General features: G+C 56.7%; 18 protein-coding genes. 9 read left to right on the top strand and 9 right to left on the bottom strand.

Translation table 11 applies throughout. The features are described 5' to 3' along the window. Positions 1 to 63 precede the first annotated feature (63 nt). Positions 64 to 621: a DUF6580 family putative transport protein gene (locus PSR62_RS10700; RefSeq protein ID WP_274408208.1), complete on the top strand. Its 558-nt coding sequence runs from the start codon at positions 64 to 66 to the stop codon at positions 619 to 621. Here the strand turns inward: PSR62_RS10700 and PSR62_RS10695 are convergent. After that, positions 593 to 1,477, bottom strand: coding sequence for an NAD-dependent epimerase/dehydratase family protein (locus tag PSR62_RS10695; protein ID WP_274407736.1), 885 nt, complete (start codon positions 1,475 to 1,477; stop codon positions 593 to 595). The genes PSR62_RS10700 and PSR62_RS10695 overlap by 29 nt on opposite strands. Before the next feature lie 149 nt (positions 1,478 to 1,626). On the opposite strand from PSR62_RS10695, the gene typA reads away from it, so the two are divergent. The 4 genes from typA to PSR62_RS10675 all read left to right on the top strand — a co-directional run bounded on the left by typA (position 1,627) and on the right by PSR62_RS10675 (position 7,250). Then, positions 1,627 to 3,507, top strand: a complete 1,881-nt coding sequence (typA, locus tag PSR62_RS10690) for a translational GTPase TypA (protein WP_274407735.1) — start codon at positions 1,627 to 1,629, stop codon at positions 3,505 to 3,507. 9 nt (positions 3,508 to 3,516) lie between these two features. Beyond that, on the top strand, positions 3,517 to 4,275 hold the full coding sequence (locus PSR62_RS10685; RefSeq protein ID WP_274407734.1) for a histidine phosphatase family protein: 759 nt from the start codon (positions 3,517 to 3,519) through the stop codon (positions 4,273 to 4,275). A 111-nt stretch (positions 4,276 to 4,386) separates the two neighbouring features. Beyond that, positions 4,387 to 5,145 carry an ATP-binding cassette domain-containing protein gene (locus tag PSR62_RS10680; protein ID WP_338020190.1) on the top strand — a complete coding sequence of 253 codons (759 nt, stop codon included), beginning with the start codon at positions 4,387 to 4,389 and terminating at the stop codon, positions 5,143 to 5,145. After that, positions 5,142 to 7,250, top strand: coding sequence for an ABC transporter permease subunit/CPBP intramembrane protease (locus PSR62_RS10675; RefSeq protein ID WP_274407732.1), 2,109 nt, complete (start codon positions 5,142 to 5,144; stop codon positions 7,248 to 7,250). The genes PSR62_RS10680 and PSR62_RS10675 overlap by 4 nt, the downstream gene beginning before the upstream one ends. Here PSR62_RS10675 and PSR62_RS10670 read toward each other — a convergent pair. Continuing rightward, complete coding sequence (locus tag PSR62_RS10670) at positions 7,247 to 8,830, bottom strand: MraY family glycosyltransferase (protein WP_274407731.1); 1,584 nt, start codon at positions 8,828 to 8,830, stop codon at positions 7,247 to 7,249. The genes PSR62_RS10675 and PSR62_RS10670 overlap by 4 nt on opposite strands. 614 nt (positions 8,831 to 9,444) lie before the next feature. Between PSR62_RS10670 and PSR62_RS10665 the strand changes: the two genes are divergently transcribed. Next, entirely contained in the window at positions 9,445 to 10,482 is a 1,038-nt protein-coding gene (locus tag PSR62_RS10665) for a hypothetical protein (protein WP_443217388.1), read from the top strand. A gap of 73 nt (positions 10,483 to 10,555) precedes the next feature. Continuing rightward, positions 10,556 to 11,908 carry a polysaccharide biosynthesis/export family protein gene (locus PSR62_RS10660; protein WP_274407729.1) on the top strand — a complete coding sequence of 451 codons (1,353 nt, stop codon included), beginning with the start codon at positions 10,556 to 10,558 and terminating at the stop codon, positions 11,906 to 11,908. Between the two features lie 90 nt (positions 11,909 to 11,998). Here PSR62_RS10660 and PSR62_RS10655 read toward each other — a convergent pair whose 3' ends face one another. After that, a complete protein-coding gene (locus tag PSR62_RS10655) occupies positions 11,999 to 12,694 on the bottom strand; it encodes an RluA family pseudouridine synthase (protein ID WP_274407728.1) in 696 nt (231 codons plus the stop codon). 37 nt (positions 12,695 to 12,731) lie between these two features. Between PSR62_RS10655 and PSR62_RS10650 the strand changes: the two genes are divergently transcribed. Then, complete coding sequence (locus tag PSR62_RS10650) at positions 12,732 to 14,225, top strand: RecQ family ATP-dependent DNA helicase (RefSeq protein WP_274407727.1); 1,494 nt, start codon at positions 12,732 to 12,734, stop codon at positions 14,223 to 14,225. 8 nt (positions 14,226 to 14,233) lie between these two features. On the opposite strand, the gene folP is transcribed toward PSR62_RS10650, so the two are convergent. The 3 genes from folP to PSR62_RS10635 all read right to left on the bottom strand — a co-directional run bounded on the left by folP (position 14,234) and on the right by PSR62_RS10635 (position 17,940). Continuing rightward, positions 14,234 to 15,148 (bottom strand): dihydropteroate synthase, encoded by a 915-nt coding sequence (folP, locus tag PSR62_RS10645; RefSeq protein WP_274407726.1) that lies wholly within the window; start codon positions 15,146 to 15,148, stop codon positions 14,234 to 14,236. Then, positions 15,145 to 16,491, bottom strand: coding sequence for a coproporphyrinogen-III oxidase family protein (locus tag PSR62_RS10640; protein WP_274407725.1), 1,347 nt, complete (start codon positions 16,489 to 16,491; stop codon positions 15,145 to 15,147). The genes folP and PSR62_RS10640 overlap by 4 nt, the downstream gene beginning before the upstream one ends. A 108-nt stretch (positions 16,492 to 16,599) precedes the next feature. Continuing rightward, positions 16,600 to 17,940: an outer membrane protein assembly factor BamB family protein gene (locus PSR62_RS10635; RefSeq protein WP_274407724.1), complete on the bottom strand. Its 1,341-nt coding sequence runs from the start codon at positions 17,938 to 17,940 to the stop codon at positions 16,600 to 16,602. 128 nt (positions 17,941 to 18,068) lie between these two features. Between PSR62_RS10635 and aroE the strand changes: the two genes are divergently transcribed. Continuing rightward, positions 18,069 to 19,559 (top strand): shikimate dehydrogenase, encoded by a 1,491-nt coding sequence (gene aroE, locus PSR62_RS10630; RefSeq protein ID WP_274407723.1) that lies wholly within the window; start codon positions 18,069 to 18,071, stop codon positions 19,557 to 19,559. Positions 19,560 to 19,853: 294 nt separating this feature from the next. Here the strand turns inward: aroE and PSR62_RS10625 are convergent, their stop codons facing one another. Genes PSR62_RS10625 through rpoN form a run of 3 tightly spaced genes read right to left on the bottom strand, consistent with a single transcriptional unit; the run spans position 19,854 to position 23,711 of the window. Beyond that, entirely contained in the window at positions 19,854 to 20,981 is a 1,128-nt protein-coding gene (locus PSR62_RS10625) for a D-TA family PLP-dependent enzyme (protein WP_274407722.1), read from the bottom strand. A gap of 25 nt (positions 20,982 to 21,006) precedes the next feature. After that, a complete protein-coding gene (locus PSR62_RS10620) occupies positions 21,007 to 22,212 on the bottom strand; it encodes a S1C family serine protease (protein ID WP_443217387.1) in 1,206 nt (401 codons plus the stop codon). Between the two features lie 8 nt (positions 22,213 to 22,220). Further along, on the bottom strand, positions 22,221 to 23,711 hold the full coding sequence (rpoN, locus tag PSR62_RS10615) for an RNA polymerase factor sigma-54 (RefSeq protein WP_443217386.1): 1,491 nt from the start codon (positions 23,709 to 23,711) through the stop codon (positions 22,221 to 22,223). Between the last annotated feature and the right edge of the window lie 60 nt (positions 23,712 to 23,771).

Here is a 23,771-nt window from a genome sequence, read left to right as displayed (position 1 = left end):
CACCTAGTTTCCGTACCTTTGAATTTCCCGCCGTACCTTTGATTTTTTTGATTGAGTGTTCCTGTGAATCCAAGTAACAATCTGCAACGTTTTGCAATCGTTTTGGCCATGATCGGCATCGCTGTCGCTTCCCGCCTGCTCCCGCACCCACCGAACTTCACACCTTTGGCAGCAATGTGCTTGTTCGCCGGTGCGATGACGGTCTCTCCCCGAATCATGGCCGTGTCGGTGATCATCGCGATGTTGATCAGCGATGCCGTGCTCGGATTCCATTCCCTGATGCCAGTTGTCTACGGTTGCCTGTTGGCGAACTTTGTCATCGGTCGCAAACTGGTCGGAGCCAACGCCAACGCCATCCAAGTCTTCGCAGGTTCACTTGCCGGCAGCGTTCTGTTTTTCCTGGTCACCAACTTTGCGGTCTGGGTCGCGTTTTACCCTTCGACTTGGACCGGACTGACCGCATGCTTCGCAGCAGCCGTCCCGTTCTTCCAGTACACCCTGGCAGGTGACTTGGTATACAGCGGTTTGTTCTTCGGCGTCTACGCACTGGCAACCAGTGGCGCAGTCGCCACACACGGCAATCTTCAACGAGCTACAGTTCCTGCACGAGCTGGCGAATAGTTTCGTCCAGCCTGGATCGGCCGCCAAATTGAAAGCCAAGTGATTCCAGCTTGGCCGATGACATTTCGCGACCAGAAGATTTGGGATCGCCGGTCAACGTGGCTTTCGAGTTCGTGATTTCCATCACGCGGTTGGCGATTGCATGTTCCGAGAAAAATCGATCGCAGCAATTGTAGGTTTCTCCCGCGATCGGCGATGCCGTTTCGAGCAAGGTTGCAATCGCAGCGGCAACGTCTTTGACGTGCACAACTTTCCCGCCGCCATCCGCTGGAACGGACTCACCACGAGCGACTGCTCGAATCAAGTCAAACCACTTCGAATTCTGGAGCGGGTTGTCGACACCGTAGATGGCGACCGGACGAAGGCTGGCCGCGTTGACTCGGCCAGAGCTGCCGTAGGCGTGCACCATCGTTTCCATCGACGCTTTGCAAGCTCCGTACAACGATCCGGGTCGCAGCGGATGCTGTTCATCCAACGCAATGCCCTCCACGACGTGCTGGTGAACGGCACCCGACGAAACGAAGACGAACCGTCCGACGGAATGGGCGGCGGCTGTTTCGAGGAGGGCGATCGAGCCCATCAGATTGGTCTGGATGTAGTCCAGCGGATGCTGGGACACATCCATGAAGCCAGCCCCTTCACGGGCCAAAGCGGTGTGGACGACCGCATCACAGCCGGCGACCAAGCCTTCCATGGAGCCCCGATCGTCCAGTTCGCCACGGACCCAATCGACCCCCTCTAACTCTGGGGGAGCCGCTTTTCGGGTCCACCCGCGAACGGTGTGACCGTTGCGGAGCAGATTCGAAACGACGTGTCGACCCAAAAAACCGGTAGCACCGGTGACTGCAACGAGCATCGAAAACCTCTAAATGCAAGAATAAACCCACTTAGACACCCCTAGCGTTGCCGCAGAGCGCACAAAACGATTTTTGACTGGTTGACTTTCCAATGGGCCGTTAGAACGTGGGCTTCCGCCTGAAACGTTTATCCATTGAAAGTTGTCTTTTGTCTCCCACCGCATCCCCTTCTCAAGACGCCGGCACTGAAATCTCGAGCAACACCGCTGTTCGAGAAGAGATCCGAAATGTCGTCATCATCGCACACGTCGATCACGGAAAAACCACGTTGGTGGATTGTCTGCTGCGGCAAAGTGGGCAGTACCGTGACGCAGAGCTCAAGGGCGAACGGATTCTGGATTCCAATGACATCGAAAAAGAACGCGGAATCACCATTCTGTCCAAGAACATCGCGGTTCACTACCGCGGCGTGAAGATCAACTTGATCGACACCCCGGGTCACGCGGATTTCGGGGGCGAGGTTGAACGCGTCGTCCAAATGGCGGACGGTGCCCTGGTGCTGGTCGATGCAGCCGAAGGCCCGATGCCACAAACACGGTTCGTGCTGGAGAAGGCCCTGCAAGCTGGCGTCAAACCGATCGTGGTGGTGAACAAGGTCGACCGCCCTGATGGACGTCCTCCCGAAGCACTCGACGAAGCACTCGAATTGTTGGCTGACCTCGGTGGAGAAGAACAACTCGACAGTGCCGCTTACGTTTTCGCGAGTGCCAAAGAAGGCTACGCCACCGACGATCCCACCAAAGTCACCAAAGACATGACCGCTTTGTTGGATCTGCTGGTCGATCACCTGCCTGGTCCAACCGTCGACACCAAGTCCGACTTTCAAATGATGGTCACCACGTTGGACTGGAGCGAATACGTTGGACGAATCGCGGTGGGCCGAGTCAACGCAGGAACCATCGAAACCGGACAGGCTGTCGATGTTCACACCGTCGATTCCTCGGGCAATCCAATCGTCCGACGAGTCAAAGCGTCGTGCTTGCACGTGTTTGACAAATTGGGACGTGTCCCCGCAGAGAGCGCCGGCGCAGGCGACCTGATCGCACTGGAAGGCCTCGATGACGTCGAAATCGGTGACACCATCACCGCTTGTGACACAGGCAAAGCGTTGCCACGACTGAAAGTCGATGAGCCGACCTTGGAAATGGTCTTCAGCGTCAACTCGTCACCGCTGGCCGGCCGTGAAGGCAAGTACGTCACGACGCGTCAAATCAAAGCCCGCTTGGAAAAAGAACTGGAACGCAACGTTGCACTTCGCGTTTTTATGATCGAAGGCACCGAAGCCTATGCCGTTGCCGGCCGAGGCGTGCTCCACTTGGCCGTCTTGATCGAAACCATGCGTCGTGAGGGTTATGAGCTGAGCGTTGGAAAACCCCGTGTGGTTTTCAAAGAGATCGACGGCAAAAAGCACGAACCCTTCGAAACACTGCGTGTGGAAGTCCCCACCGAAGCGATGGGGCCTGTCATGGAATTGGTCGGTCTGCGCCGTGGTCAACTGGAAGAAATGAAGCAACGTGGCGAATACAGCCTGCTCCGCTTCATCGTTCCCTCGCGTGGCTTGATCGGATTGCGAACTCGACTGCTCAACGCGACTCGTGGAACCGCCATCATTCACCACCGCTTTGAAAGCTACCGTGTGGTCGAAGGCGATGTGCCTCGTCGTGCCAACGGCGTTCTGATCTCAATGGTCGGCGGCAAAACCATGCCGTTTGCCTTGTTTGCGTTGCAAGATCGTGCAGAACTGTTCATTCCACCCGGCACAGAAGTGTACGAGGGGATGATCGTCGGCGAAAACGCTCGCGAAAGCGACATGACCGTGAACCCCTGTCGCGAGAAAAAGTTGACCAACATGCGTGCCAGCGGCAGCGATGAAAATGTCATTCTGAAGCCACCACGCGATATGTCCCTCGAAGCGGCCCTCGAATACATCGAGGACGATGAATTGGTCGAGGTCACCCCTGAATCCATTCGCTTGCGAAAAATCCTGTTGAAGGAATCAGACCGTCGTCGCCAAGGTCGCAACATCTGATCCTGACCGATGCAGTTGCTTCTCATTCGACACGCCGAAAGCGAAAACAACGCCAAACCGGTGCACGCTCGCGTTTGTGATCCAAGCATCACGGCGCGAGGTCGACTGCAAGCGGACTGCCTTGGAAAATGGATGTCGGGGCTGGCCATCGATCAGCTGATCACCAGCCCGTTTCTTCGCACGCTGGAAACGACCCGATTCGTTCTGCAGCACGCACACGCCGCCCCGCGACAGTATCCGATCGCGGTTTGGCACGACGTGTTTGAAAATGGTGGCTGCTACCATGGTCATCACGAACGGAACTTTCGTGGTGCGGAAGGCTTGGGCCGAGAGGCGATTCACTCGTTCTTTCGAGATATCAGCGATCAATTTCCAGATCGCGAACCGCCTCCCCTCTCGGTGGACTCCGAGATCCAAAGCGACGGATGGTGGGGCGGCAAAGATCCCGAATCTCCCGACCAGATGCGAGCCCGTTCCCGCTCGGTGATCGAACGTTTTGAGAACACGTTCCCACAACGACCGAGCCATGCGTCTCACCGTCTTCCCACTGATCCAGTGGTGGTCTTGATCGCGCACGCCGATTTCTTGCGTGAGATGCTGTCGCAAATGCTGGCAGAGACCGTTGCGATGGAGTCCGTTGGTCCCATCCCCAACACATCCGTCACTTCCCTACAATGGTCAACGACGGGCTGGAAATTGGCTTCGCTCAACAGTGTGACCCACTTGCCCCCGCGGTTGGTGACAGGACATCAAGCGATGCTTTCCTAATCCATTGTTTTGGAGGTGGAAGCAGACCCGATGCGTTGTCAGCAACGTAGCAGTTCGTTGCAACGGCAACTTTCCGTGCTGCCTTCTTCTCCGCCAGGTCCGTTCTCCACCATGCTTTTGATCGATTCGCTGACCAAACGATTCTCGATCGAAGGCGGGACTGTTTTCGCAGTCGACAGGCTATCGATGCGAGTCTCCCCCGGAGAGGTATTCGGCCTGCTGGGGCCCAACGGGGCAGGCAAGACAACCACGCTACGAATGGTGTTGGGGTTGCTCGAGCCAGACGAAGGGTACGCAGAAGTCGCTGGCATTCGAACCGCTGACAACCCATTCGCTGCCAAAGCCAAACTTGGCTTTGTCTCCGCCAGCGACGGAGTCTATCCCTGGCTATCGGTTCGCGAGATGCTTCTCTATTTCGCAGATCTTTATGGCGTGGCCCCCAAGAAAGCAGCGGATCGATTGAAAGAACTCGCCAACGTGATGCAAATCGAGGCGTTGCTGGATCGTCGCGCGGGTTCTCTCAGCACCGGTCAGCGGCAACGAGTGACCTTGGTTCGCGGATTGATTCATGACCCGCCCGTGATGTTGCTCGATGAACCGACGCGTGGGCTGGATGTTGTCGGGGTCCAAACCATCTTTGAATACATCGCCCACCTGCGGTCTGCGGGAAAAGCGGTGGTTGTCTGCACTCACCGATTGGATGAAGCCGAACGGCTTTGTGACCAATTCGGACTGCTTCATCAGGGCCGCATTCGCTACCGCGGCACACTGAATGATCTTCGCCAAGAAACCGGACGCGAACATCTCGTGGAGATGTTCGTTGACTTGATGCAATCCACTGAACCGGCGCTGACCGAGGACCACGCGTGAATCTTTCCTGGTCTCGGCTCGGCCGACTCACACTCAAAGAACTTCGGGAAACTCTGCGAGACCGACGGACAATGCTGACATTGGTGATGATGCCATTGTTGGTTTACCCGTTGCTGAGCATGGCGCTCAACCGCTTCTTGCTCTCGTCTGGAATGCCGGCCGAGCAAGCCTTCCTGGTTGGTGTCTCGTCGTCCGCCGAACGCGATTTTCTGCAGGCACTGATTGAAGATCCACGAAGCACGCCTCCGGAACCCATCCTGAAGGTCAATGGAGGCCAACTGGCGCAGTTCAAGGTCGTTGTGCCCGAGGAGATGTCGGCCGAAGAAGCGCTGTCACAGAACCTCCTCGACATCGCGGTCCAGTTTCAAAACGGCCCTGACTCCGTTCACTCCGTCGAGATCGTCTCGTACAACAACGATCAAGCCAGCAGCACGGCCCAAAGGATCCTGACGGAGCGTTTGCAATGGCTGCAGTTGGCCGAGAGCATGCAGATCGCTCAGAGGATCGATCCCAACTACCGAGCGATTGATTTGCGAATCCGGTCGATCGGGGAGAAGGCATCGGGCTCGATTCTCGGCACGGTGATTCCCCTGGTTCTGGTCTTGATGACAATCACAGGAGCCGTCTACCCAGCCATCGACCTGACGGCGGGCGAGCGTGAGCGTGGCACGATGGAGGCCTTGATGGCCTCTCCAGTTCCTCGCTGGTGGGTGCTGCTCGCGAAATACCTTGCGGTGGTCAGCGTGGCGTTTCTCACCGCCATGGCGAACTTGCTCGCGATGTTTGTGACCATGAAGGTCACCGGACTGGTCAGCATGCTGGCGGGTGAAGATTCCGCGATCGGCCTGCTACAGATCTTGCAGATCCTCGGTCTGTTGATGCTCTTCAGCTGCTTCTTCTCTGCGCTGCTGCTCTCGCTCACCAGTTTCGCCAAGTCATTCAAGGAGGCCCAGGCTTACCTGATCCCCGTGATGCTGCTGTCGCTCGGTCCCGCCATGTTGTCGTTGATGCCGGGCGTGAACCTGGAGGGACCGCTGGCTGTCGCTCCGCTTCTGAACATCGTTTTACTCGCTCGCGACATCCTTTCGGGAACAGCCACAACTTCGGGTGCTTTGATTGCAGTCACGAGCACGCTGTTCTACGCCGCCGCAGCCCTGGGCATCGCCGCCAAATTGTTTGGCAGCGACGCAGTGGAGCGGACCAGCCAAAAATCCTTTGGCTCACTTCTTCAGCGTCCCGAGGTGGTCACGAATCATCCCAGCATGAGCCAAGCGGGGTTGGTGGTTGCGTTGCTCCTGCCAGCCTCCTTCCTGATTTCGAATGGCTTGATGCAATGGCTGCGTGTTCTTTCAGAAAGCATCTCGATCAGCTCCCAGTTGCTGCTCAACGCACTGAGCTTGATCCTGGTGTTCGGCCTGATCCCTCTGATTGCAACGATCATCGGGAAGCATCGCTTTCGATCCACGTACCGGTTTGCAAGGCCGCCGTTGGCCTCTTTTCTAGGAGCCATCGTGCTTGCCGGGGGCGCGTGGGCATTTGCCCATGAAGCGTTGGCACTCGCCGATCAGTTCGGAATCGCGTTGTTATCCGATGACCAAATCGAACGCACCCGGTCCTTGCTGGACAAATGGAAGACCGTTCCGCCCTGGATTCTACTGCTGACCATGGCAGCGACTCCTGCACTGATCGAAGAACTCTGTTTTCGCGGGTATTTATTCTCCGCGTTCTCGGCCGTCCTTCGTCCCTGGCAAACGATCGTCGTCACCGCGGTGCTCTTTGGCCTTTTCCACGTGTTCGTGGGAAGCACGCTGCTCGTCGAACGATTCCTTCCCACGATGCTCCTGGGAATGCTTCTGGGCTGGGTGGCTTACCGGACGGGAAGCGTTTGGCCGGGCGTCTTGCTCCACTTCGTCCACAACGGAATGTTGGAAATGGCCGCTCGCTATCACGAGCGTCTGGATTTCTTGGGACTCAGCGATGCGGATGGCTCCAAACATTTGCCACCAGCCTGGATTGCGATTTCAGCAATCCTGGTCCTGGTTGGTCTTTCCATCGTTGCGTGGTCAACACGCAACAAAACCATCGTGCCCCCGGCATCGACTTAGCTGGTCGGAGCCGTCTCGACCTCTTCCGTTCCGACCGCTCGATCTTCGCTCTCAGGCGTCGAGAGCTTGTTCGCTGCGTTCAGTCGCGCGGCGGCAGTCTTCTTGTCCAAGTTCGCGACCAAATAACGGACTTGCGTCTGCAGCTCTTCGGCGTGCTCGAGGAAATAGCTCAGATGAGCCAACGATTCTTGAGAGGAATTGGCAATCACTTCCACCTTGCCGATGGGAACCGCTTCGTCTTCGCCAGGTCGGGTCGCAAACAAGGGGATCCGGACCACACTCTGGACCAACTTTTCTGGCAACCGAACGCTCTGCCAAGTCGCGTGATAGCCCTCATGCAACCAAGCCATGTTCGCGTCGATTTGCACCTTGGCAAAATCATGGCGTTTCGCGAATTCGACCAAAGGTTCCCAAACGGGCTCCCAGCAACCTTCGCCTTGAATCTGAACACTCCGCAAATGCTTGGAGGATTCGCAGTTTTGAGGACGAACAACGAACGAGTGAGCGAAGTGATACAGACGCCCTAACAGAAGCCGGCACTCCGAATGACCAAACGTTCGGGTCAGCACCAGAAACCCCAAAACCACAACGGCACCGACGAGAACCAACCAATCTTGGTTGAACCGCACCGAAAGAATCGCGATTGCGGAACTGAAACTACAAAGCCCCGCAACGACCAACAACATGCCGTTCGGGCCAAACTTTTCGTTCAACAAGTGGTGCAAGTGCCCGCGGTCGGTCGCATACATGCTGCGTCCCGTCATCCATCGTCGAATGATGGCAGCGGTCGAGTCGAACAGCGGCAGCACCAAAATGGCGACGGGCGCGGCAACCACAACAGCGGACTCCTTCAACGAACACCACATCGCCAAAACGCCGACGATCAACCCGATCATCATGCTTCCAGCGTCGCCCAAAAAGATGCTTGCCGGCGGACGGTTGAACACCAGGAAGCCGAGCAACGCACCACACAATGCGGTGGCAGCAATGACGGTGGAGGCCGAATGCCCACTGGATGCACTGAGCAGTGCTAACCCACCGCAAACGAACGCTCCCACGGTGGTCGCCATCCCATCTGCACCATCGAGCAGGTTGAGCGCATTGATTGCAAGCAACAACCACAAAACGCTGACCGGCAGAGCGAAAATCCCCAAGGGGATCTCGAATCCGAACAGTGAAATCGATCGCATGACGGTGCCACTTCCCACGACGATCATGGCGATCACGCATTGAGCCAGCAACTTCTGCCGGCCTCGAAGAGCCCATTTGTCGTCGATCAAACCGACAACCAGAATCGCAGTGGCGGCTCCCAGCAAGACAAACCAACGTGACGACAACTCCGTCATCTTGCTGAATTCGGCCCAACCGCTTTCGTATGCGATGCCGACAACGAAAGCGATTCCTGTCGCGAGGAAAACCGCCAAACCGCCGGCCAAGGCGATGGGTCTGTCGTGAAGTTTCCGCTCGGCGTCAGGGTTGTCAACCAAACCGACTTGAATTGCAAACGCACGCACCACCGGCACCAACACCAACATCGTGACGAAGGCAGCGGCAAGAGTGACGAGTATGAATGGTGTCATTGCTAGTTGATTGGATCAGAGGAGGGCAGTTTGACACGGATGCATCGAGAAGTACCACCAAGGCAGTCTTGGAGGGCCGTTCCTCGGTCAGCAAGGCTGACCGGCAAACCCGGTGTGACAAGACTACGTCATCATTTTAATACAGCGGTTCCGCGTTGCATCATCTTACGCGCCAGACCGAATTCCACCCCCAGGGCTCGCAAAAAGTTCAATGATCTTCGCCCGAATTGCGGTCAACAATCGTTGTAACCGAAAAACCTCCCCAATTCCGGCAACCCAAATGGGGCCCTGGCACCCCACTTCCCATGCAAAAACACGGGGATTTTCGCGATGATCGCGGCGGGACACCTGAGATCGAGTGGCCCCCCGGAACAGCTTCACTAACCCGGCCGACTGCTAGCACCCCCAATTCGTGCACATTTGGCTAAACCAGAATCCCCGAAGCGGCGATAAAGAATGCGGGGACATCGCTCGCTAGCACAATCGCTACAAGCGGTGCGACCCAGATTCCGCGAGCCGTTGCAGCCAGTTTTGGGGGGCAAGATGGCAACTGGAAATGTTGCACGCACGAGTCGTGTGATCCAGATAGATCCGCCGCTAGGGGAGCCGGCATTATGACCCAGCTTAATCGACATGACGCGTCCGTCCGCCCGAAGCAATCGAGGCGAAACATCATTCGCCACCGAGCTCAACGAGCCTTCTTGGCGAGTCTTGCGGCAGGCCTTTTGACAACGGGAATGACTGGCTGCACCATCATGGGCGGCCTGCAATCCAAGATGACCCGAAGCGAGTGCGTTGATGACTTCATGGTCTCGCACCGCAACAAGGTCATGGCTTCCAAGGCTTGGTTGCGAAACTCCCATTGCCACAAAAGCCATCGGCACATGAAGGACCTCCGCAAGGGCTTCATCGAAGGCTACATGGAAGTTGCCACCGGTGGATCGGGATGCACGCCCGCCGTGGTGTCTTCGGACTACTGGGGTTGGAAACACCAATCCGGTGATGGTCAAAGTGCCGTGAACGCCTGGTTCGAAGGCTTTCCACTCGGTGTGAAAGCAGCGGAACAAGATGGAATTGGATACTACAACCAAATTCGCATCCAAACGCCAACACGTCCCGCACCTGCCGCGATGACTGGCTCGATGGCCCCCACGCCGGCCGCCGCTGCTCCGCCCGTGGCAACGACCAACGCACTGCCACCCGGCATTCAGCTCGGTGCAGGCGAGACCCTGGTCCCAGGCCGTGTCACGTTCGAAGACCCCAATGAACCAGCAATGGGCTTCCCTGAAGAAGTCCCCGCCAACTTGCCGGTGCCAGCCAAACAAGCCAGCGAGAAGATGGCGGATCCCGCCTCAGATGCCCTGGATGATCCATTCTCTCAAATGACGCCCACTCAACGTCCTTCGGATAACTTTTCCGAAGCGACCGAGTCCTTCTTGAGTGATCTTCCCGAGCAAGAAACTTCGCCGCCGGTGGACCTCGTTCCGAAAGAATTTCAGACGCCGGTCAGCACGAACGTCGCCGAACCAACCCAAGACGAAATCGATTCGGTGATCGAGGAGATTTTTGGACGGCCAGATCGTCAGGCCCAATCAAACGAAGCAGTCGAATCGCCTGCAAACAATCAATCGATGCAATTCTTGTTCGATTGATTTCAGACCGTTCCTCAACCACAGACCAGTCCGGGCGGCTTTGCACCCGATTGCACTTTCAGAGAGTTCAAGGATGAACATCAACCTCTTTCAAACCCGAATGTGGAAACACATTCGCACCACGGTTGGACTTGGCGTTGCCGCGTCGCTGGTCGCTTCATTGACCGGCTGCTCGTCATTGACCCAGCCAATCGATGGCGTGCCAGCTCATCGCTTGCCACCCGAATTCTTCCCGGCTCCCAAGAATAACTTGGTGCCCGTTGATATCGCGTTGCTATCGCTCGAACCGCCACGTGACTACCAACTTGGCCCCGATGACATCCTCGGCGTCTACATCGAAGGTGTTCTGCCCTTCAACCCGCCGAACACGCCGCCCGAGCCACCTCCGGTCAACTTCCCAGAGCAAGACAGCACTCTGCCACCGTCGATCGGTTACCCCATCGCGGTCCAGGATGACGGCACGCTCTCGCTGCCTCTGATTGAACCCCTGGAAGTCGAAGGGCTGACACTCGATCAAGTCCGTGAAAAAATTCGCGAAGCTTACATCGACAATGACATCCTGCGAGAAGAAAAAGCTCGCCCGATTGTCACGCTCATCAAAGAGCGAACCTACGATGTGATCGTGGTCCGCGAAGATGGACTGGGCGACTCCAATCAACGTTCGCTCCAGGCTCAATCCAGCGAATTCATTCGTGGCCGTGACAACTCGGCCAGCGGTGGCTTGGTCAAACTCCCTGCCTACAAGAACGACATTCTGCACGCTCTTGTCGAAACAGGTGGTTTGCCAGGGCTCAATGCCAAAAACGAAGTGCGAGTGTTGCGAGCCAGCGAAGCTGACAAACGCAAACGAGCCCAGTTCGTCCGAGACTTTTACGCCTCTCAACGCAACGCCATGCTCGATCCCTGTGTCTGCCCGCCAGAACTGCCGCCAGACCCATCGATCCTTCGCATCCCATTGCGATTGCCGCCAGGCGTCATTCCCAACATCTCGCCTGAAGATGTGGAACTGCAAGACGGTGACATTGTTTACATCGAAAACCGCGAAACAGAAGTCTTCTACACCGGTGGCCAGTTGCCCGGTGGCGAATTCCCACTCCCTCGTGACTATGACTTGGACGTCCTGGGAGCGATGGCTCTCGCTGGAGGAGGCATCGGACAAACGACCGGTGGCGGTGGTGGATTCGGAGGAGCACGATCGGTTGGCGGAGTCCCACCAGGAATGCTGTATATCCTGCGTCACACTCCTTGCAACGGACAAGTCGCAATTGAGGTGGACCTTGCCAGAGCAATCAACGACCCGCGAAGCCGTCCACTGGTTCAACCTGGCGACACTTTGATCTTGCAATACAAGTGTGAAGAAGAGCTGCTGAACTTCGGCCTCGGTACTTTCTTCACCTACGGTATCCAAGAACTCCTGCGGAACTGATCCTCGATCACGCTCGAGTCAAACGAACGAAACGTCGTCTTCCAATTGGAGACGACGTTTTTTCGTTGATGCCTCCCACAACGCTCGATCTCAACGCCCACCCAGCAAACTCGAATCGAGCTTGCTCTTCCAGGCCTCTGGAACGGGGGCTTCAAAGGTCAGGCGTTCTTTCTTCGTTGGATGCATGATCGAGAGCCGCCAACTATGAAGCGCGATACCGGTCGGCCAAGACCGTTCGCTGCCATACTTCGTGTCACCCAAAATGGGATAGCCAGCCTCCGACCATTGCAAGCGAATTTGGTGCTTCCGGCCAGTCAGCGGTTTGACCTTCAACAGGGTTGAATCGCGATCGTACCCGGACACGTCAAATTCCAAACGAGCCTCCTTCGCATCCGCTCTCGCATGATGAGCCACTCGCATGCGATGGGCGGCATCGTCTTTGTAGACGTCGTCGACCAACACGCCCTGCTGCTGCTCGACCCGTCCCGCCACCACCGCAAGGTAGGTTTTCTTGGCTCCCTCACCAGAATGGTTTGCAAACTGGGGCGTGAGCCGACTGGCTGCTTTGCTCGTTCGCGCCAAGACGATCACCCCTGACGTCATCGAATCGAGTCGACTGACAATGCCGAGGTAGACCTTCCCGGGTTTGCTGCAAGTCCGCCGGATGTAGTCGCATCCCAGCGAATGCAATGTCGGCTGCCCAGTCGCTCCCATCGTCGCTAACTTGGTGGGCTTGTTCACCACGAGCAAATGATTGTCTTCGTAAATGACATCGACTTCGCTCATGATCTTCGAATCCTCAAATTAGAAAGTTCCGTCACCGATGGGTGGTCCCGCCAACGCGAATTTGAAATCAGACAAGCGTTCGCTTGAGCAAGCCCAACCCATCCTCCGGGATGTCTTCGGCCACGACGCGTTTCGTCCCAGTCAGTCGGCCGTCATTCAACACGTTCTCGCCGGAGAGCACGCCATGGTGATCATGCCCACGGGGCGTGGCAAGTCACTGTGCTTTCAAATCCCCGCCTTGCTCGGATCAGGCGACGACCTGACGCTGGTGCTTTCACCGCTCATTGCACTGATGCAAGATCAAGTGGATGGGCTGGTCGCGAAAGGAATCGATGCCACTCTCATCAATTCCTCGCTGGATCGGATGGAGCGAGAAAAGCGACAGGAGAAACTGCGTCAGAACCACTACCGGTTGCTCTACGTCACGCCAGAACGCTTCCGAAAGCCTGAATTTCTCGACGCCATCTCCGGACGAAAGATTCAGCTGCTTGCGATCGACGAAGCTCACTGCGTCAGCCAATGGGGGCACGATTTCCGACCGGATTACAGCCGAATCGCCGACATCCGAAAACAACTTGGATCCCCGACGACCATCGCCCTGACCGCAACCGCCACGGCAGAATGTCGCGCCGACATCGTCCATCAGATCGGACTCAAAGATGGCGACATGCGACTGTTCCACGAAGGAATCGATCGCCCGAACTTGCGAATCGATGTCGAAACGGTCATGGGCGACGACGAAAAACTCGACCAGATCCTGGAAGCTCTCTCTGAACCACTGCTTCAATCGCCAACCTCCCCGGCCAGCGGTGGAACGATCCTCTACTTCTCGTTGATCAAGACGTTGACTCGGTTCAGCGACCTGCTCCTGGCACGCTCCATTGATCATGTCTGCTATCACGGCGACCAATCACGCAGGGATCGACGTCGGATCCAAAACCAATTCATGTCGGGCGAACGAGATCTCGTCCTGGCCACGCCTGCGTTTGGAATGGGAGTCGACAAGGAAGACATTCGGCTGGTCATCCACGTCGAAACCCCAGGTTCCATGGAGTCCTATTACCAAGAGATTGGTCGGGCAGGACGCGACGATCAGCCGAGCCGTTGCCTTTGGCTCTACGATCAAGATGACCTGATGACACAAATGCAGTTCATCGAGTGGGCCAATCCGGATGCCGATTTCTACGATCGCTTGATGTTCTCACTCGAAAATCACGCGGATCGTTGCATCGCGTATGGCTTGGACTGGCTGCGAAACGAACTGCAACGAGTCAGCCCGCATGACCACCGGGTCGACACAGCCCTCGCCATGCTCGACCGACATGGCGTGGTCGCTGGCCCAAGGGAACCAGAATGCTTTCAATTGATCGGCACGTTGCCCGAACAATTCCGAAACAACCAGTGGCTCTCAGAGAAACGACAACGCGATCAAAAACGGCTGTATGCCATGGTTCAGTTTGCTGCGACGCCGAGTGCTGAACGCCAAGCTTTCTTGAATCGCTACTTCTTAGAAGACGCGCCCGTCCAATGAACCGTCCATCACCTTCCCGCAACTCTTCCATCCAAACCGCCCGCTGCTTCGAACAGGTCCAGGGCCTGAGTGGTTTCCGCCACGTCATGCACACGAATGACATGAGCACCAGCCGCAGCGACGGCCAGCGACACCCCCAGCGTGCCAGCCATCGGGTCGTAGCCGTCACCTGAAAGACGCTGTTTGCTTTGCAACAGCTTCTTGATGAATCCCTTCCGGGAATGCCCCATCAAAATGGGTGTGCCGTGCGAAGCGAAGCGTTGGGTCGCTGTTAACAGGGTGAGATTGTGCTCGTGAGTCTTCCCAAACCCGATTCCGGGATCCAAACAAATCCGCTCCGCATCAATCCCAGCGTCCAGACAAGCTTGCCGGCGAGCCAACAAATACTGCTCGATCTCCTCCACCACGTCGTCGTAGCTGGGATCGTCCTGCATCGTCTGCGGGTTGCCTCGCATGTGCATCACGCAGACGCCTGCCGATGTTTCGACGGCGACCGCAGGCATCATGGAATCACCTTCCAACCCCGTCACATCGTTGATGATCTCAGCCCCGGCGTGCATTGCGGCTCGAGCAACAGAGGCTTTGCTGGTATCGATGCTGATGGGGATGGTCAACTGACTGGCCAACCGCTCAATCACTGGCACAACGCGTCGTTCCTCGGTCTCCGCGTCCACTGGATCGCTGTAGGGACGCGTGCTCTCACCGCCAATGTCAATCAAATCGGCGCCCGCGGATTGCATTTGCAAGGCAACGTTGACCGCATCCGCCCAAGTCTTCTCACTCGCAAGTTGCTCACCTGCAGCAACGAAGCGACCACCGTCTGAAAAGCTATCCGGGGTGACGTTCAAGATCCCCATCACGAGCGGACGTCGGCCGATTTCCAAACGACGCCGCGACGTCCGCCACACCGCTCGTCGGATCATGTGTAGCGAACGTTCTGGTGCTCAGGCTCAAAGAATGCCGGCAGCAAAGAATCGACTCGCAGCAACCCCTCCCGAGTCAAACGAACTTCATCGGGATGCACTTCGGCCAGGCCTTCTTCCACGTAACCATCCCAGACCGATTTCCAATCCTCCACGATATCAACGCCAAACTTGGCTTGGAAATAGTCCCGTTCCAGGAACCCACGCTTCAGCAACAAAATCATTTCGCGAATCAAGGCTTGGTGCTCCGTCGGAACAAATCCGCGGCCGAGCGGCAAATTCCCTTCCTCGATCGCGCCGAGGTACTGTTCCATGTGAGGCAGGTTTTGGTAGTGAGCCCCAGCAGCATGACCGAAACTGGCGATGCCAGTTGCTAACAAGTCGGCACCTCGCCAGAGGTTATCACGGTAAGAGAAGTTCACTTTCCCGGTGTCTTTGACCAACGTGTACGCGCTGCTGACCTTGTATCCAGCTGATGTCATCTCATCAAAGGCGTAGCTGACCCAGTCGCGTTTGGTCTGCCAGTCGGCCACAGGGCTATCAATCTTGTTGCCCAAAATATCGGCGCTGTAAACCGTGTTGAACGGCAGTTCCATTTGGTAGATCGTCACGCTCTCTGGTGACATGTCGATCGTTCGGCGAATGTTGTCTCGCCAATTCTCCCAGGTCTCCCCCACCATCCCCGAGATCAGGTCGATGTTCACATTGGGGAACTGGGCCGCTTCGATCCACTCCCAAGCGGTGAAAACTTGTTTGGAGAGGTGAGCCCGGCCGTTCTCCTCCAGCAACTTGTCGGAGAAATTTTCAATTCCCAAGCTCAACCGGGTCACGCCCAATTGCTCACGCAGCGTCTTGACTTTGGTCTCGCTCAGCGTGCCTGGTTCGCATTCAAAGGTGACTTCTTCGGCACCATCCCAAGTGATGTGCTCGCGCAACCGATCCGCGAGCTTGGTCAATTGCTTGGGTGAAAGAAAACTTGGGGTCCCACCGCCGAAGTAAACAAACCGAAACGGGCGATCGCCCATCACCGGCAGTTGACTGACCATCGAAATCTCGTTGCACAACGCATCGACATAGCGTTGAACTTCCGGAGCTTTGACGTCCGTGAAGACTTTGAAGTAACAAAACTTACAGCGTTTTCGGCAAAATGGGATGTGCAGATACAGCCCCAACGGATTCTCGCTGGTCGGTGCGGAACCCATGCGTTGCTTCACTTCATCGAGCGAATCCGCTTTCCACTGGCTGTAGGGCGGATAATTGCTGATGAAGTAGCTACCGACTTCCGTCTTGCTACCTTCCGGCTTTTTTTCGCGAGACTCGTCCTGGGTCGATGCAGTCGTCATAAAATTCCCGTTTGCGTGCGAATGATCAGTTTCAGAATAGTCGATTCGCTGCTCACACCGAACCGGTGAGCCTCGAATCGTGGCCAAAAACGCTTCTGTGCAGAAGCGTCACTTTGGCCCAAAGCTGCGTACCATGCCTTCATCGTCCGCGATGACCAAACGCCCCCCCACGATGGCAGGTTCACCGATGAAGGCACCGCGAATTTCGAAATCCCACTTTTCTCGTCCGTCAAGAAGTGCCAAACGCACCAGCCGGCCGTCCGTGGATGCGATCCAAACGTCGTCTCCCGCAATCACGGGGGAAGCATCCGCACGCCGCTTCAAAGTCACTCTCCAACGAAGTTTGCCAGTCTCTCGCTCAATCGCATCCACTGTTTTGTTGCGACTGGTCACGACCACGACTTCGTCGGTGACCGCGACGCTCCCGCGGTATTCCTGGCTTCGGTCGGGATCGCTGTATTCCCACGTCGGTTCGACTGGAGCGTCAGAATCGTTTTGTGGTGAGAACGCGTACAACACGCCATCCATGATCGGAACAAACAGTTGCCCACCTTGAATCGCGGGTGTGCTGCCCGTTGGCCCTCCCAGCGGAATCGGCTCGCGTGAAGCCTTGCCGGTGCTCAGATCCACCACATGCAACCCTCCATCGCATCCGCCCAGATAAGTTTTCCCATCGCCGATGGTCGCGCCACAGCGAATCTGGTCGCCGGTTTCATACTTCCAAATCAGCTCGCCTGAATCCAAGGCAAAACAATACAAACTGCCATCCTGGCTGGTCACCAACACCCGCGGCTGCAATTCAATCTCGCCTGCTGAATCTGGCCGCCGCAGCACGTAGAAAGAGGGCGACGCACTGATTTCGCCGCCGGTCAAGCTTTTCCAAAGCTGCTCCCCCGAGACAGGATCCCAAGCGACCACATTGCCTTCGACATCTCCCGAAACCAACACGGGCGACAGGTTTTCGGCCCACGACCGAAGACCTTCCGGTTGCAAAGGACTCGTATTCGCTGCCAGCTCGCTCGCGTCCAAGACATTCACCGCTCCCACGGACGGACGGACGTCCAGCGGCAGGAACAGGGCTGGAGAAGCCACAAACCCCGTCTCCAACTCGTGCCGCCACATCGACTTGCCCGTGGAAAGCGAGATGGCTTCCAGACCGCCCATCACGTCCACCACGAAAACGTGGTTGCCGTCGCTCACGGGAGCGGACTCGATCGCTTCGGCGGTCTTGGTTTCCCATTGCAGCACCAACTCTTCCGCCAATCCGGTCGACCGCGCTCCAGTCCCGGCGAAGTTCCCACGTGCCGTTGGCCAAACCGGCGAAACGACGTCCTCTGCAAACGCCGCCGGCAAAACACATCCACTAAGCAGCACAGCGAGACAACAACCGACTCGAATCATGGCGGGAACCTTTTTTGCGGATGCGGTGTCTTGAAAGCAGTGAATCATCGTCCAATCAGCACATTTTGTGTGTTTCTGCTTGGCCCCCGTACTGCCCAGCAGAACGCTGCGGACTATTATAACGACCAGGCGAAGTCTCGCCCCCATCCGCCCTCATTCACGACCACCGAAGTTTTATGATTTGTGTCAGTCTCGGCCGTGCCCGCCACAAACGCATGATCGCCGAACACCAGTACTTGGTCGAACAAGGCGCCCAGCTCGTTGAATTGCGTCTGGATTACATTTCGCGCGCCGTGGACCTGAAACGATTACTCAATGACCGTCCAGGTCCCGTGGTCGCCACGGTCCGTCGCAAAGAGGACGGCGGGCGATGGGAACGATCCGAGCAAGATCGCCTGATGCTTTTGCGCAGCGTCATTGCGGCGGGAGCGGAATACGTTGACATCGAAGCCGACGTCGCCGCGCAGATCCCACGATACGGCAACACCAAACGAATCATCAGCTACCACGACTTCAGTGGCACACCTGAAAATCTCGACGAACTGCACGAGGCGATGGCAGCCGAAGACGCTGACATCGTCAAAATCGCCTGCATGGCGAATTCGTTTTCGGACAACATCCGAATGATCAACCTCTGCAAGAACGCGAAGATCCCGACGATCGGGATCTGCATGGGCGAGATCGGCATGCTGACCCGGATCCTCGCCAATCGCGTCGGATCACCGTTCACCTACGCGACGTTCAGCTCGGACAAAAAACTTGCTCCGGGACAACTGAACTGGAAGGAGATGAACAGCGTCTACCACTACGAAACAATCAAGGAAGACACCGCGTTGTTCGGCGTGATCGCGGACCCCGTCGCTCATAGCCACAGCCCGCTGATCCACAACGCTGCCTTCGTCGACGCGGGGCTGAACGCACGCTACCTGCCCTTGCGGGTGCCCAAGGATGACCTGCCTTCGTTCATGAACACCTGCACGGACCTGGGCATCCAAGGAATCAGCATCACGATTCCCCACAAAGAATCGGCCCTGCAATATTGCACACAAGCCGAATCTGCCGCCACCGGCATTGGTGCGATCAACACCATGGTCTTCAACGGGGACGATCGCCTCGGTTACAACACCGACTATCGAGCCGCGATGGATTGCATCGAAGAAGCATTCAATATCGAGCGTGGCACCGAGAATTCCCTGCAAGGAAAAACCGCACTGATCTTGGGAGCCGGCGGGGTTTCAAGAGCCATCGCGTGGGGACTGCGGCAACGCAAGTGTGACGTCACCATCAGCTCTCGAACCCGCGAACGCGCTGAGATGCTGGCCGCTGACATCGGTTGCCATGTCGTCGACTGGGAAGAACGCCACGACACGAAAGTCCAACTGCTCATCAATGGGACACCAATCGGCATGCACCCAGATGTCGACAACACCCCGTTCAACCAATCCGCTCTGAATCAGTTCATGGTTGTCTTCGACACGGTTTACAACCCCGAAAACACACTGCTGATCAAACAAGCCAAACAGAAACAATCTCGCGTGATCACCGGTGTGGACATGTTCGTCCGCCAAGCCGCGTATCAGTTCAAACTCTTCACCGGCCAAGAAGCCTCGATCGACCTGATGCGAAAGAAGATCAAAGAAGCCACCAACCCAGTCCAGCTGAACTAAGAGCCCTCACCTGCAGAGGTCGTGCCGTTTTTCAATGCTGTGCCAGTAGCGTCTCGAGAACCCCGCCCGACGAAGAGTTGGTGCAGTTTTTAAGTCTTGATTGCCAGGCGTTTGTCATCACCCTCCCCTTGGGAGGGTCAAGCGAAGCGTGGGGAGGGCTCAGCATTGGATCCAGCGCGGAACCCTCCCCGGCCCGAAGCGGTCCGCCCCTCCCAAAGGGAGGATGAAGGAAAACGGCACGACCTCTTCAGTGGAAGTGGCAATGGTCGGTCGACCAGACAGTTCAATCGCCAGCTAAATCGTCAGCTTTCGGTCGCGAGCCACCACCTGCCATTGCTCGCTCACGCGATGATCCCGCACGCATTCCGCGTGCTGGTGCAACGCCACCGTCGGACAAATGTGGACGGGGACTCCGTAGAGCACATCGCCACAGCGAAGCGAACAGCGTTCCTTGGTCTGCAAAACCAGGTGCTCTTCATTGTGGCCAACCACCTCGTGCTCCTCCTCCCAGTTCAACCACTTGACGCGTGGAAGTGGCATCTCCGACGCAATCGATTTGTGACCGAGATCGAGGCAAACGTGCGACTCCGTGGGCCGACTGATCACTCGGGTCACCACGACCGCAGCGGGCTCGAAAGGCATGGCTGGAGAGAAGGTCGGCTGCCCCGCATCCCACAACACCGTCGTCCCGGCACCCGTTTCAATCTCAAGTTGCCGAGCCCCTGCCTCCGCTTGCCAAAAACTTGCCGTGGGGGTTCCTCCCGCAACCAATCTTGGCCGGGTTCCCGAGGCCCGCTGCGACTCAGCGAGCCATGCCCAAAACGGCTTCATGACGCCGTCGAACTGTTGCTTCAAACGCTCGGCATCCGTGTCATGCAAGTGACCGTCGTAGACGTGGATCCCAGCGAAACCAACATGCTCACTCGACAACAGAGATCGAATCAAATCCGATGCGGCAGCGGAGGGGGCGATGCCGGTACGGTTCATGCCAACGTTGATGTCCAACCAGACGCTTCCGCAGACACCGGCCCCTTGAAACGCATTTTCAAGCTGCACCAACACCGCTGGCTCATCCACCAGACACGAAAACAGGCAACCGGGATAGCGTTTGATCAGCTTCACCAATCGCTGAACATTGGGGCCCACCGGCTGCACGGCAAGCAGAACATCCTGAGCCCCGGCTTCAGCCGTCATCTCAGCTTCCGCGATCGTCGCCGCCTTGAACCGAGTGATCCCGGCAGCAATGTTCAGCTGGGTGATGGCGGGCATCTTGTGAGTTTTCACATGCGGTCGCAGCCGATCGGAACTCCCCGCCATTTCGATCATCCGATCTAAGTTGGCTTGGACTCGATCAGGGTAGACCAACAACGCCGGCGAATTGACTTCGTCGAGATTGTCCGTTTCGTACCAGGGACGCAACATAGTGGCAGGGGAACGAGGAATCCGATCAGTCCAATGTTTCGAGTTCAACTGGCAAAACCAATTCAGCACCTTGGCGAAGAACCGTGACGTCCACCACGTCACCACTCTCATGGTTTTCAAAAATCAGCGTCAGATCCGCCGTTGATGTGACTGGTTGATTGTCGACTGCCACAATGATATCGCCTAGCACGATGTCCCCGAAGCGGGTTCGACGCGTCGGCATCAACCCTGCCTCCGCAGCGCTGCTGGGATCAGGCACTTCCAGAATCAAAACGCCCGGCGGCAACTTGAACCGCTTGCTCATGGAGTCGCTGGCAACTGTGATTGCAATGCCGGGTCGGATGATCCGGCCGTGTTCAATCAACTCCGGAACCACCCAACGAACCGTATCGACTGGAATCGCGAATCCGATTCCGGCGTACGCTCCCGAGGGACTGTAGATCGCTGTGTTGACACCAATCAACTGCCCCGAACGATCCAACAACGGGCCGCCACTGTTGCCAGGGTTGATCGCCGCGTCGGTTTGAATCACATCCTTGATCGGGATCCCCGAGTCCGACTTGATTTCGCGACCGAGCGCACTGATAACGCCCGTCGTCAGAGTCTGATCCAACCCAAACGGGTTGCCAATGGCGAGCGCGGTCCGCCCCACTTCCAAGTCTGCCGAGACACCTCGCGGGATTGGACGCAGTCGATTGGCAGGGGCATCGATTCGCAACACGGCGAGATCTTTGTCCGGGGCAACGCCCACCAATTTCGCCGGAAAACTGGTTTGATCATCAAACGCGACCATCGCCACGTCGGCATTTTGAATCACATGATTGTTGGTCACGATGTGACCGGCTTTGTCCCAAACAAATCCGGTCCCACTGCCCTGTGGAATCTCCTGCAAGTTCATGCTGAGGAAATCGCGAGCCACCTTGGAGGTCGTGATGTGAACGACCGACGGCGATGTCACCCGGAACAATTCAATGGTCCGCGTCTCGGAGTCGGCCTGATCGCTTGCTGCGGAAACGCCCATCGTTTCGCGAGCGACATCGACCTCATACGAACTGCGTCGCGCGGCTGTCGCCGTGGGTCTGCTTTCACCTGAACGCGGCTCTGGGGAAGTGACCTCCACCGATGGCCGCAAAGACCGATCGCCCCCAAGAGGGCGAATGAGCAGTGCGATGACCAGGAGTATCAAACTCACATTCATCACCACCAAGCCAACGAAAAGAGATCGTTTCAAGGCGGACATCAGGAAGCGGTGAGACTCCAATCACGCCGTTGTCGACTGCTGGGAATGCCCATCTTTTTTCGATACTTGGTGACGGTTCGGCGAGCGACCGTCATCCCGGCCTTCTTCAACTCGTCAACCAGATTCTCGTCGCTGTAAGGTTTGCTCTTGTCTTCTTTGTCGATCAATTCTTGGAGCTTCAAACGAATCGTGTCCCAAGCAACATCCTCCCCATCTTCGGTCTGGGTGCCGCCGACGAAAAAGCGACGCAGCGGAAGAATCCCGCGTGGGGTTTGAATCCACTTGTCATCCACTGCACGGCTCACCGTCGTCACGTGAACCCCGACTTTGTCAGCGATTTGCTGCATTTTGAGAGGTTCAATGGCCTCGGGACCTTCATCGAGAAAACGCTTCTGATGCGCCACGATGGCTTCCGACACGCGGGTCAACGTGCTTCGACGTTGCTCGATCGAGTCGATCAACCACTGCGCGCCGTTGATCTTTTGCTTGATGAACTCACGCTCCGCATCCGTGCAATCCGAGGCCTGCAAACGACGCCGGTAGTACTCACTGATGAACAGTGTTGGAACTCGGTCGTCGTCCAAGCGAACGCGATATTCGCCGGATTCATCCTGCTCCAGAATGATGTCTGGCGTCACGTTGGGGACGTACGTTTCCAAAAACGCAGCACCAGGTTTCGGATTCAAGAGATGCAACTCTTCCCGCAACTCTTGAATCAGCTCGATCGAGAACCCAGTCTTCTTCGAAATCTGTGGCAGACGATTTTCTGCCAGGTCGTTCAGATGATTGCGAATCAGGATCGACAACTCTTCGAAATGCTCGATTGACGGGTCCAGTTGCGAGATCAAGCATTCGCTCAAATTACGAGCGGCAATGCCACTTGGCTCGAGGGACTGCACCACCGCCAATGCTTCCTCAGCTTTCTCGTAGTCTTCCTTGGAATGTCCGGAGGGCAGCAAATCAGCCAGCGGCATCCGCAAGTAACCACCATCGGAGGCATTCAAGGTGCTGATGATCCGTTCGGCGATTTGCTCCACCTCATCGTCGATGTCCATCTCTGCCAACTGGTGCAGCAGATAATCGTTCAACGATTCTGGGCGAGACTGGGCATTCGCCATCATGTCGTGACGACGGTCCGCGTCATCCGACATGCGGTTAGCACTCTGCCGAAATGAATCGTCAAAGGTGCTCGGCAGATCCGAGTCCATGTTCAGCAGACGCTCAAAGTCGTCTTTGTTGTCGTGGTCGTTGTCGACCACCAATTCCTTCTCGTTCTCGCTGCGGGTGTCCTTGTCGGGGACCTCGTCGTCCCCTTCATCCGGATTCAACGGATCTCCGGTTTGCTGCTCCAGCAACGGATTCTCGTTCATCTCCTGCTCGATGCGTTCCTGCAATGCCAACGTGGGCATCTGCAGGATCTCCATCGACTGGATCATCCGTGGCGCGAGTTTCTGGACTTGGCTTTGCCGGGCTTGAAGCCCCACTGACATCCGCATGAGAATCTTTTCTGAAATGCGTGACGTGAATCAAATGGTAGATCACCCCTCAGA

Origin of the sequence: Rhodopirellula sp. P2, assembly GCF_028768465.1 — a bacterium.
Taxonomy (GTDB): domain Bacteria; phylum Planctomycetota; class Planctomycetia; order Pirellulales; family Pirellulaceae; genus Rhodopirellula.
The sequence above is the reverse complement of the archived record's forward strand: the minus strand, read 5'-3'. Positions and strand labels throughout refer to the sequence as shown.